General features: G+C 72.3%; 8 protein-coding genes. All 8 read right to left on the minus strand.

Annotated features, from left to right (window positions below; all coding sequences use genetic code 11):
- Positions 1–492 precede the first annotated feature (492 nt).
- Entirely contained in the window at positions 493–1,770 is a 1,278-nt protein-coding gene (locus AAHZ94_RS18280) for a thymidine phosphorylase (protein WP_349994028.1), read from the minus strand.
- A gap of 471 nt (positions 1,771–2,241) precedes the next feature.
- On the minus strand, positions 2,242–2,637 hold the full coding sequence (locus tag AAHZ94_RS18285) for a cytidine deaminase (protein WP_349994032.1): 396 nt from the start codon (positions 2,635–2,637) through the stop codon (positions 2,242–2,244).
- Positions 2,638–2,816: 179 nt separating this feature from the next.
- Entirely contained in the window at positions 2,817–4,130 is a 1,314-nt protein-coding gene (locus AAHZ94_RS18290) for an ABC transporter permease (protein ID WP_349994029.1), read from the minus strand.
- Entirely contained in the window at positions 4,127–5,245 is a 1,119-nt protein-coding gene (locus AAHZ94_RS18295) for an ABC transporter permease (protein ID WP_349994030.1), read from the minus strand. Before AAHZ94_RS18295 ends, AAHZ94_RS18290 begins: the two co-directional genes overlap by 4 nt.
- On the minus strand, positions 5,242–6,843 hold the full coding sequence (locus AAHZ94_RS18300) for an ABC transporter ATP-binding protein (RefSeq protein ID WP_349994033.1): 1,602 nt from the start codon (positions 6,841–6,843) through the stop codon (positions 5,242–5,244). The genes AAHZ94_RS18295 and AAHZ94_RS18300 overlap by 4 nt, the downstream gene beginning before the upstream one ends.
- Positions 6,844–6,971: 128 nt before the next feature.
- Positions 6,972–8,006 (minus strand): BMP family lipoprotein, encoded by a 1,035-nt coding sequence (locus tag AAHZ94_RS18305; protein ID WP_349994031.1) that lies wholly within the window; start codon positions 8,004–8,006, stop codon positions 6,972–6,974.
- A gap of 130 nt (positions 8,007–8,136) precedes the next feature.
- Positions 8,137–9,495: an amidohydrolase gene (locus AAHZ94_RS18310; RefSeq protein ID WP_349994034.1), complete on the minus strand. Its 1,359-nt coding sequence runs from the start codon at positions 9,493–9,495 to the stop codon at positions 8,137–8,139.
- A 229-nt stretch (positions 9,496–9,724) separates the two neighbouring features.
- On the minus strand, positions 9,725–10,774 hold the full coding sequence (locus AAHZ94_RS18315; protein ID WP_349994035.1) for a hypothetical protein: 1,050 nt from the start codon (positions 10,772–10,774) through the stop codon (positions 9,725–9,727).
- Positions 10,775–11,491 lie beyond the last annotated feature (717 nt).

An 11,491-nucleotide genomic window follows, 5' to 3' on the forward strand; every position in this document is an offset into this window, starting at 1 on the left:
CCCCCCCCCCCCCCCCCCCCCCCCCCCCCCCCCCCCCCCCCCCCCCCCCCCCCCCCCCCCCCCCCCCCCGGGGGGGGTGGCCGTACGCCCAGGTTCCGATCGGCGAGGGTCCCACCGGCGAGGTGCGCACGGGGGTCACGGGCCGCTCTCTCTTTCGCCCAACTGCGGCCCACATAAGCCCAGTTGGCGATCCAAGCCCACAGAAGGCATGCCAGACGTCCGCTCATGACGGCCCCTCCCCCGGAGTCGCCCCGTTTGCGACATCCGTCCGACGTGCCATCCATCGCACCACGCCCCGACCGATCCCGAACAGGCCCGCCGCCACCCGCCACTCGAACGTGTGAGCGTTTTTCGCGGCGGCCCCGGTTCCTCCACAAGACAGGCCAGGACCCGCCGCCCCCGTGCTAGCCGACGGCGTCCAGCCCCACGGTTCGTACCGCCCTACCGCCCGTGCTGCCCTACCGCTCGAACCGCCCGTGCCGCTCCCGGCCGCTAGCCGATCCGGTCGAGCACCACCGGCTGCGGGGTGAACGCGGCGTCCGGCGGGGCGATCAGAACGCCGCCGTTGAGCGCCTCCAGCGCGTAGCCGAACTTCTCCGGGGTGTCGGTGTGCAGGGTCAGAAGCGGCTGACCTGCGGTGATCTTGTCGCCGGGCTTGGCGTGCAGTTCGATGCCGGCGCCCGGCTGGACCGGGTCCTCACGCCGGGCGCGTCCGGCACCAAGACGCCAGGCCGCCACGCCGACCGCGTACGCGTCCAGCGTGGTGAGCACGCCGTCGCCGGACGCGTTCACCACGTGCTGTTCGCGGGCGACGGGCAGTGCCGCGTCCGGGTCGCCGCCCTGGGCGAGGATCATCCGGCGCCAGTGGTCCATGGCCGAGCCGTCGGCCAGCGCGCGCTCCGGGTCGGCGTCCGGCAGGCCGGCCGCCGTCAGCATCTCCCTGGCCAGCGCCACCGTCAGCGCCACCACATCGGCCGGGCCGCCGCCGGCCAGCACCTCGACCGACTCGCGCACTTCGAGCGCGTTGCCCGCGGTCAGGCCGAGCGGCGTGGACATGTCGGTCAGCAGCGCGACGGTGCGCACCCCGTGGTCGGTGCCCAGACCCACCATGGTGGCGGCCAGTTCGCGGGCCGCTTCGATGTCCTTCATGAAGGCGCCCGAGCCGACCTTGACGTCGAGCACCAGCGCGCCGGTGCCCTCGGCGACCTTCTTGGACATGATGGAGGAGGCGATGAGCGGGATCGACTCGACCGTGCCGGTGACATCGCGCAGCGCGTACAGCTTATTGTCGGCCGGCGCCAGTCCGTCGCCGGCGGCGCAGATGACCGAGCCGACGTCGGCCAGTACGGCCATCATCTCGTCGTTGCTGAGCGCGGCCCGCCAGCCGGGGATCGACTCCAGCTTGTCCAGGGTGCCGCCGGTGTGGCCGAGGCCGCGGCCGGAGAGTTGGGGAACGGCCGCGCCACAGGCCGCGACGAGCGGCGCGAGGGGCAGCGTGATCTTGTCGCCGACGCCGCCGGTGGAGTGCTTGTCCGTGGTGGGCCTGGGCAGCGCGGCGAAGTCCATCCGCTCGCCCGAGGCGATCATGGCCGCGGTCCAGCGGGCGATCTCGGCGCGGTCCATGCCGTTCAGGTAGATCGCCATGGCCAGCGCGGACATCTGCTCGTGGGCGACCTCGCCACGGGTGTACGCGTCGATGATCCAGTCGATCTGGGCGTCGGTGAGGCGGTCGCCGTCGCGCTTGGCACGGATGACGGAAATGGCGTCCATGGGCGTGCGGGCCTTTCTGTACGTCGGTACGACAGGAACGTCGGGTGCGTCGGGTGCGTCGGGTGCGTCGGGTGCGTCGGGTGCGTCGAATGCGTCGGTACGGCGGGTGAGTCGGATGCGTCGGGTGCGCTGGGTGTCTCGGTGGTGCCGGTGGACGCCGGAGCGCCGGCGTGCGCTGCTGGTGGCACAAAGCTCATGGACCGCCGGGCGAGCCGCCGACCCGCCCCGCGCCTACCCGCCATGCCCCTGCCCCGCACCCACGCCCACGCCCACGCCCACCAGGCTCGGGCCGGGCGCGGTCGAACGTGACGCGGTCGAAAGTGACGGGGCGACTGGAGCAACGGGCCCACCAGCCCGGCCGGCCGTGCAAGGCGCCGGCACACCCACCACACCCCCGTACGACCCCGCATGGCCCCGTACGACCCCATATGACCCCGGGCGCCCGCCGGCCGGCCGGCGCCCAGGGCACGACTAGCGTTCGAGGTCGGCGGCGCCGAACGCGTCCGGGAGGAGTTCGGCGAGCGGGCGGATGCCGCGGGCGGTGTCCACCTGGAGGTCAGGGCCGCCGTGCTCCCACAGCAACTGCCGGCACCTGCCGCACGGCATCAGCACCCGCCCCTCCCCGTCGCAGCAGGTGAAGGCGGTGAGCCGGCCGCCGCCGCCGGCGACCAGGGCGGAGACCAGCCCGCACTCGGCGCACAGCGCCACCCCGTACGCGGCGTTCTCCACATTGCAGCCGGTGACCGTGCGCCCGTCGGAGACCAGGGCAGCCGCCCCGACCGGGAAGCCGGAGTACGGCGCGTAGGCACGGGCCATCGCCGACCTGGCCCGCTCCCGCAACTCCTGCCAGCCGGCCTCGTCGAGCACGACACGGGCCGCGTCACCAGCCGTACCACTGACCGCATCGCGAGGCACGTCGCCGGCCGCGCCACTGACCGCATCACGAGGCGAGCCACCAGCCGCACCGCGCGGCGAGTCACCCCCCGTGCCACCAGCCGCATCGCGCGAGGCGTCACCAGCCGCATCGCGCGGCACGCCCTGCCCCGTCATGTGCCCTGCCCCCGTCGATAGGGCTTGTTGTTGGCCTTGGGCATGCGCAGGCGTTGCGCGGCCAGCGCCATCACCAGCAGGGTCACGATGTACGGCGTGGCGCCGACCAGTTCGTTCGGCACGGAGTCGGTCATGGCGTACCAGAGGATCAGGAGGGCGGCGGCCAGGCCGCTCAGCGTGGCCGCGATGTGCTCCTTGCGGGTGAGGCGCCATACCGCCAGGGCGAGCAGGCCGAGCGCGAGCAGCAGGATCAGGGCGTGCACGGTGGTGCCGCCGCTGCGCAGTTGCAGCGCGTCGGAGTAGCCGAACAGGCCGGCGCCCATGGCCAGCCCGCCGGGCCGCCAGTTGCCGAACAGCATGGCCGCGAGGCCGATGTAGCCCCGGCCGCCGGTCTGCCCCTCGTTGTAGATGTGCGAACGGACCAGGGCCAGGAAGACGCCGCCGAGGCCGGCGAGCGCACCGGAGGTGACGACGGCCGCGTACTTGTAGAAGTAGACGTTGACGCCGAGCGACTCCGCGGCGATCGGGTTCTCGCCGCAGGAGCGCAGCCGCAGCCCGAAGGACGTCCGCCACAGCACGAAGAAGGTCCCGACGAACAGGGCGATGGCCACGATCGTCAGCGCCGAGATGTCGGTGACCAGGCCGCCGAGGATGCCCGCGAGGTCGGACAGCAGGAACCAGTGGTGCTTCTCCAGGTCGGCCAACCAGTCGGCCAGACCGGGCACCGTGAACTGCTGGATGTCGTCCACCTGCGGCGACTGTTTGGGGCTGCCGCCCTCTTCGGCCAGCGGCTCGAACCAGCGCTTGGCCAGGTACGTGGTGGCGCCGAGCGCCAGGATGTTGATCGCCACGCCGGAGATGATGTGATCCACGCCGAAGGTGACCGTGGCCACCGCGTGCACCAGGCCGCCGACCGCGCCACCGAGCACACCGGCCAGCACGCCCACCCACGGGCCCCACTGGAAGCCGGCCCAGGCGCCGAAGAACGTACCGAGGATCATCATCCCCTCAAGGCCGATGTTGACCACGCCGGCCCGCTCGGCCCACAGGCCGCCGAGGCCGGCCAGGCCGATCGGGACGGCCATCGAGAGGCCGGCGGCGATCTGCCCGGACGAGGTGATGTTGTTGAACGCCGGGGTCTGGCCGCTGGCGACCTGGTCGACGATCTCGCGCACCACCGACAGCGTGAGCAGCGCGCCCGCGATGATCAGCAGGACCTTGGCGAAGGAGAGCCGGCCGCGCGCGGTCCGGCTGGCGCCGCCGGACTCCTTGTCCTTGGGGGTCTTCTGGAGGGTCGGGTTGCCGCTCACTGGGCCACCTCCCGCTTGCTGAGATCGATGGCCTGGGCGGCGAGTTCGGCGCCCACCCGCTGCTGCTGGCGCTTGATGCCGTAGCGGCGCACCAGTTCGTACGAGATGACGACGCACAGCACGATGACGCCCTGCATCACGCCGACGATCTCCTTGTCGTAGCCCTCGAACTCCAGGCGGTTGGCGCCGCGTTCGAGGAAGCCCCACAGCAGTGCGCCGAGCGCGATGCCGACGGGGTTGTTGCGGCCGAGCAGGGCCACCGCGATGCCGGTGAAGCCGACGCCGAGCGGGAAGTCGGAGGTGAACTGGTGGGTGTCGTTGAGCAGGGTCGGCATGCCGACCAGGCCCGCCATCGCGCCGGAGAGCACCATGCTGGTGACGATCATGCGCTTGACGCCGACGCCGCTGGCCTGCGCCGCGGGCTCGGAGCGGCCCACCGAGCGCAGGTCGAAGCCGAACCTGGTGCGGCCCAGCACGAACCAGAACCCGAGGCCGGCCAGGACCGCCACCACCAGGAAGCCCCAGATCGGGTCGAGGTCGCCACCAGCCGGGATGGTGAAGAAGTGGCTGGACGAGGGGAGCGGTTCGGTGGAGACGATGTTGGTGTCCTTGTCCAACACGCCGAGCCGGCCGTCCACGAGGAGATAGCTGATCAGCGCGGTGGCCAGCGAGTTCAGCATGATGGTGCTGATCACCTCGCTGACGCCGCGGTAGACCTTGAGGAGTCCGGCGATCGACGCCCACATGGCGCCGACCAGCATGGCCACCAGGATGATCAGCGGGATCTGCACCAGGCCCGGCAGGTTCAGCGCCCCGCCGACGGCCGCCGCGAGGAAGGCGGAGAGCCGGTACTGGCCGTCCACGCCGATGTTGAACAGGTTCATCCGGAAGCCGATGGCGACGGCGAGTCCGGCCAGGTAGTACGTGGTGGCCTTGTTGAGGATGTAGACCTGGCTGTCGGACTTGGCGCCGTACTCGAACATCACGCTGAACGCGTTGAACGGCTCCTTGCCCGTGGCCAGCAGCACCAGCGCGGTCAGGGCGAACGCGGCGACCAGGGCGAGGGCGGGCGCGGCGATCGCCAGCAGCACCCGTTCCTTGTCGATCTTCTTCATCGGCCCTCTCCCGGCCCGTCGGTGGGGTGCTCCAAGTGGCCGCCGGCCGCGCCGGTCATCGCCGAGCCCAGCTCTTCGGGGGTGATGGTGGCCGGGTCGGCGTCGGCGACGAGCCGCCCGCGGTACATCACCCGCAGCGTGTCGGACAGGCCGATCAACTCGTCCAGGTCGGCCGAGATCAGCAGCACCGCCAGGCCCTCGCTGCGGGCGGCCCGGATCTGGTCCCAGATCTGGGCCTGCGCGCCGACGTCGACGCCGCGCGTGGGGTGGGCCGCGATGAGCAGCTTGGGCCGGTGGCTCATCTCGCGGCCGACGATGAGCTTCTGCTGGTTGCCGCCGGACAGCGAGGCCGCGGTGACCTCGATGCCGGGGGTGCGCACGTCGTACTCGGCGACGATCCGCTCGGTGTCGCGCCGGGCGGCGCCCGGGTCGAGCAGCCAGCCGCGGCTGTTGGGCGGTTCGGTGACGTGCCCCAGGATGCGGTTCTCCCACAGCGGCGCGTCCAGGAGCAGCGCGTGCCGGTGCCGGTCCTCGGGGATGTAGCCGATGCCGCCCTCGCGGCGAGCGCGGGTGGGGGCGTGCGAGATGTCCTGCCCGTCCAGGGTGATCACCCCGCCGTCCGGGTCCCGCATGCCCATGATGGCCTCGACCAGTTCGGCCTGCCCGTTGCCCTCGACGCCGGCGATGCCGAGCACCTCGCCCTTGCGGATGGTGAGGTCGATGCCGTCCAGTACGGGCCGGTCCACGCCGTCCACGTCGGTGGCGGTCAGCCGCAACTCCCGTAGGGTGAGCAGCTCGACGTCGGTGACGGCGCCGCCGCTGGTCTGCGGCGACGGCAGCTCGGAGCCCACCATCAGCTCAGCGAGTTGCTTGGCGGTGGTCTCGGCCGGGGCGACCGATGCGACCGTGGTGCCGCGCCGGATGACGGTGATGTCGTCGGCGACCGAGAGCACCTCGCCCAGCTTGTGCGAGATGAAGATGACGGTCAGGCCCTCGGACTTGAGCTCGCGCAGGTTGTCGAAGAGCGCGTCGACCTCCTGCGGCACCAGCACCGCGGTCGGCTCGTCCAGGATCAGGATGCGGGCGCCCCGGTAGAGCACCTTGAGGATCTCCACCCGCTGCCGGTCGGCGACGCCGAGGTCCTCCACCAGCGCGTCGGGCCGCACGCCGAGCCCGTACGCGTCGGAGATCTCGCGCACCTTGGCGCGCGCCCTGGCCCCGATGCCGTGCAGCTTCTCGGCGCCCAGGACGATGTTCTCCAGGACGGTCAGGTAGTCGGCGAGCATGAAGTGCTGGTGCACCATGCCCACGCCGCGGGCGATGGCGTCGCCCGGCGAGTGCAGGTCGGCCCGCTGGCCCTCGATGGCGATGGTGCCCTCGTCGGGGCGCTGCATGCCGTAGAGGATCTTCATCAGCGTGGACTTGCCCGCGCCGTTCTCGCCGACGAGGGCGTGCACGGTGCCGCGGCGTACCTCGATGTCGATGTCGTGGTTGGCGACGACGCCGGGGAACCGCTTGGTGATTCCGTGGAGTTCGACGGCGAGGGGGTGGCCGTCGCCTGCGGGTGGCTCGCCCGGGCGGGCGCTGGCGGCTTTGATGGCGACTCCTGAGGGTGGGGCGGGACGGCCCGGTGCGGGCTGGGTGAACTCAGGGGAAGGGCCCGGAAGCAGCAGTTGCGCGGCTGCCTCCAGGCCCGGTGCGACGGCCGTACGGGCCGGCGCGCAGGTCAGCCCGCGTAGGTCGACTTCACCTTGATGTCGCCGGCGATGATCTTCTGCTTGGCCTCTTCCAGCTTCGGCTTGATGTCGTCGAGGAAGCCGCCGGAGTAGGAGAGCGAGACGCCGCCCTGCTTGAGGTCGTACGTCTGGACGCCGGTCATCGGCTTCTTGTCCTTCAGCACGCTGGCGATGAAGTCGTAGACGGAGCCGTCGACGTTCTTGACCACCGAGGTCAGGATGGAGTTCTTGTAGTCCGCCAGGCCCTTCTCGTGGTACTGGTCGCCGTCGACGCCGATCGACCAGGTGCCCTTCTTCTTGGCGGTGGCCTCGATGGCGCCGGCGCCCGAGCCGCCCGCCGCCGAGTAGATGACGTCGATGTTCTTGTCGAGCATGCCCTCGGCGATGTCCTTGCCGCGGTCGGGCAGGCCGAAGCCGTCGGTGCTGCCGGGGGTCACCCACTGGACGTCGACGGTGGCGCTGGGCTTGGTGTCCTTGACGCCCTGTACGTAGCCGGCGGCGAACTTCTTGATCAGCGCGCTGTTGGTGCCGCCGATGAAGCCGACCTTGCCGGACTTGCTCTTGAGGGCCGCGGCGACGCCGGCCAGGTAGGAGCCCTCGTGCTCGGCGGAGACCAGGCTGGCGACGTTCTTCTCCTCGACGACCGAGTCGACGATCGCGAAGTGCGTGTCCGGGTACTTCTTCGCGGCCTTGGCCAGCGAGGGGGTGTACGCGTAGCCGACGCCGATGACCGGGTCGTAGCCGGCGTCGGCGAGGTCGGCCAGCTTCTGGTAGCGGTCGGCCTCGGTGTCGGTGTTCTTGGCGGTCATCTCCTTGCCGCCGACCTTGAGGTCCTTCTTCGCCTTGTCGAAGCCCTTGGCCGCGGAGTCGTTGAAGGAGTGGTCGCCCCGGCCGCCGACGTCGTACGCCAGGCCGATGCCCTTGTCCTTGCCTCCTTCGTCCGAACTGCTGCCACATGCAGTGGCGGAGAAGGCGAGAGCCGCGGTAGCGACGCCCGCGACGGCGATCTTGGATGCCCGGCGCACGAGGGACCCCTTCACTCGAAGCGCCACCTACGGCGCTGATTCCGCCGCATCGTAACGCGCGTAGAACCGCAGAAAAGGGGTGTCTGCAAGCCGTTATCGGATCGTCGCGAACCCGCCGTGACCGCGCCCCCTACGGAAGGTTGCGATCCAGCAAAGCAGCGGCCGTGAACAGTTCGACGCCCACCTGGATCGCCTCCTCGTCCACGTCGAAGTCGCCGCGGTGCAGATCCCGCCGGGCGGTGTCACCCACGCGGCGCACACCGAGCCTGGCCATCGCACCCGGTACGTGTTCCAGATACCAGGAAAAGTCCTCGCCGCCAAGGCTCTGCTCGGTGTCCTCCACGGAATCGGTGCCGCGCCGGGACACCATCGCACGCCGCAGCAGCTCGGTGACCTCCGGCCGGTTGACGACCGGCGGCACGCCCCGGACGTAGTTGATCTCGAACTTGGCCCGGTGCAGGGCGGCGACCTCCTCGACCGCGGCGTGCACCAGGTCGGGCGCCGCCCGCCAGCCCGGCAGGTCCAGGCAGCGCACCGTACCTGCCAGCTCGGCCTGTTGCGGGATCACGTTGCAGGCGTGTCCCGAGGCGACGCGGCCCCAGGTCAGGGCGAGCCCGGAGCGGGTGTCCACGCGCCGGCCGAGCAGCGCGGGGACCTCGGTCACCACCTTCGCGGCGGCGGTGACCAGATCGGTGGTCAGATGGGGGCGCGCGGTGTGGCCGCCCGCGCCGTTCAAGGTGATCTCCAGCCGGTCGCAGGCGGAGGTGATGGGGCCGACCCGCAGCCCGAGCCGGCCGACGTCCACCCGCGGGTCACAGTGCACGGCGATGATCCGCCCCACCCCGTCGAGCACGCCGTCCTCGATGGCGTCGGGGGCGCCGCCGGGCAGCACCTCCTCGGCGGGTTGGAAGATCAGCCGCACCGGGTGCGGCAGCCGCCCCTCGCGGGCCAGCTCAGCCAGCACCAGGCCGGCGCCCAACACGGCCGTGGTGTGCACGTCGTGGCCGCAGGCGTGCGCCCGGTCCGGCACGGTCGAGCGGTACGCGACGGTCTTGGTGTCCGGGATCGGCAGCGCGTCGATGTCGGCGCGCAGGGCCAGGAGGGGGCGCCCGGCGTCACGGTGGGTTGCCGGGCCGGGGGCCGACGCGCCGGGCGTCGCCGCGTCCGGGAAGGCGTCACCGTGGGTCGCCGGGCCCGGGAAGCCGTCGCCGTACGCGGCGTGTGCCTCCCGCCCGTCCGCTCCGGCGCCGTCGGCGGCGGGGCCCGCCACGCCGATGTCACACACCAGCCCGGTGCCGCCGGTCAGCACGCGCGGGGTCAGACCGGCCTGCTCCAGGCGGGCCTTGAGCGCCGCAGTGGTGCGGAACTCGCGGTTGCCCAGCTCGGGGTGCATGTGCAAGTCCCGCCGGAAGGCGATGAGTTCGTCGCGCAGCGCGGCGGGCAGCCGGCCTGGCAACTCGGCCTCGGCCGCCACTGCGGGCAGCTCCACGTCGGGGGCGGTGTCGGATTCACGGTCGCGGGACGTCACATGGTTCACGTCGTGCAGCGTAAGACGACACGGGGGACAACTGCGCGCCGATCAACAAAAGTTCAGCCCGTTAGGGGAAGAAAACCGGGCCGTAATCCGCATGAGTGGAGGCCCCAACGGGTATGGGGCATGTTTATGCCCTGGCCGTGAAAACGGCCGGTCCGCTCACCGTCGGTGAGCGGACCGGAAGCTAGGGCTGGCTCGGTGAAGCCGGCGCGTACGGCAATCGCTGCACGTCACGCGCGGTGCCGGTGACCCCGGACAGAAAGCCCTGGGCCCGCGGCGACGCCTTGTCGGTCAACCACGCCGGATCGACGTCACAGACGGCGACCTTGATACCGGTGCCCGCAAGGGCAAGCGGAAGCGTGTGCACCACCGTGGAAGGAAAACTCAAGATCGTCCGCCCTATGGGACCGCGCCGGGCGATCAGCTCCAGCGGGAGGTCGGGACGGACGATCTCCAACCCCACCTCCACGCTGATCCGGTGCAGCTTGTCGGGGCTCTCCTTGCGGTGCGCGAAGTAGCGCGTCGCCCCGTGCTCGCGGGCGAGTCCGGTGACCGCCTCCAGATAGCGCTCCGGGTCCACCACGCCGGTCTCCACCAGCGAGGTGCCCACCAGGTCGGTGCCGCCGGTCAGCCGGGGCGGGCCGAACGTCGCCCGGGTCCAGGCGAAGGTGTTGGCCGTGACCACGACACCGGACGGCGGCTCCACCGGCATCGAACTGAACACCTCGACCCGGCGCCGCTGCCCCGGTGTGAGCCGGCGCCGGGCGTTGGCCGAGACCGGTGCGAAGACCAGGTCCCGGGGGCCGCGGCTGCCGCGCCGGTGCCAGCGCTCAAGCCGCTCGCCGCGCGCCAGTTGGGAGATGAACTCCATGGTGGCGGTGCCGTCGTCCACCACGATCAGATCGCGGGCCTTGGCCATCGTCAGCAGGAGCTGTACGTAGCGCGAGAACGGATCGCCGATCACGATCCGCCGCGCGGCGCGCAGCATCGCGGCCAGGCCGCCGATGGTGCGGAACGGCGCGCCCGCACCGCCGCGCGCCTCTTCCCAGCGGACCGTCACACCCTCTTCCCTGGCCAGCTCCGCCATCCGCCGGAGTTGACCACGGGTCATCGGGTCGTGCGGCGACAGCACGATCACGGTCAGGTCGTCCGGCGCCCCCGCACGAGCCCCCGCCGCGGCCAGGACACCACGCGGCGGCTCGATGGTCGAACCGTCCGCGGTGGGGTCCGTCATGCCTGCGTTGTCGGCGCTGCCTGCGTTGTCGGTGCTGCCTGCGCTGCCCGTGTCGTACGCACGGTCCGTGTCGTACGTGCCGGGCGTGCCGTCCGCCGCGGCCAAGGCGCCCGCCGGGACGCCCTGACCTGCGGTGTACGGCCCCGGCTGCGGGGCGGGGCGGGGACTGGAGTCGTACGGAACCGAATCCGCCGACGCGCGGGGCGAGGCCCCAACATCGCCTTCCGCACCATCCGACGCGCGGAGCGCGGCTGCACCCTCCGATGCGCGGAGCGCGGCTGCACCTTCCGACGCGCGGAGCGCAGCTGCACCTTCCGACGCGCGGAGCGCGTCGGCGTAAGCCCACTCCAGCACGTTCAACAATTGCACCGGGCTCTCCACGAAGGCCAGCGTGCGGCCCGTGGATGCGGCCCGGTGGGGCGCGCCGTGTTCGGGCTCTGCCCGGACGTGGCGCGGGGGGGGGGGGGGCCCCCCCCCGGGGGGGGGGCGCCCCCGGCCGGCCCCGCCCCCCCCGGGGGGGGGGGGGGCGGGGGGGGGGGCCCCCCCGGCCGGGGCCCCCCCCCCCCCCCCCCGCCGCCGGGGGGGGGGGGGGCCCCCCCCCCGGGGGGGGGGGGGGGGCCCCCCCCCCCCCCGCGGGTCCCCCCGGCCCCCCCCCCCCCCGGGGGGCGGGGGGCGGCGTAAGCCCACTCCAGCACGTTCAACAATTGCACCGGGCTC

It is taken from the genome of Streptomyces sp. HSW2009, from assembly GCF_040240285.1.
GTDB lineage: Bacteria > Actinomycetota > Actinomycetes > Streptomycetales > Streptomycetaceae > Streptomyces.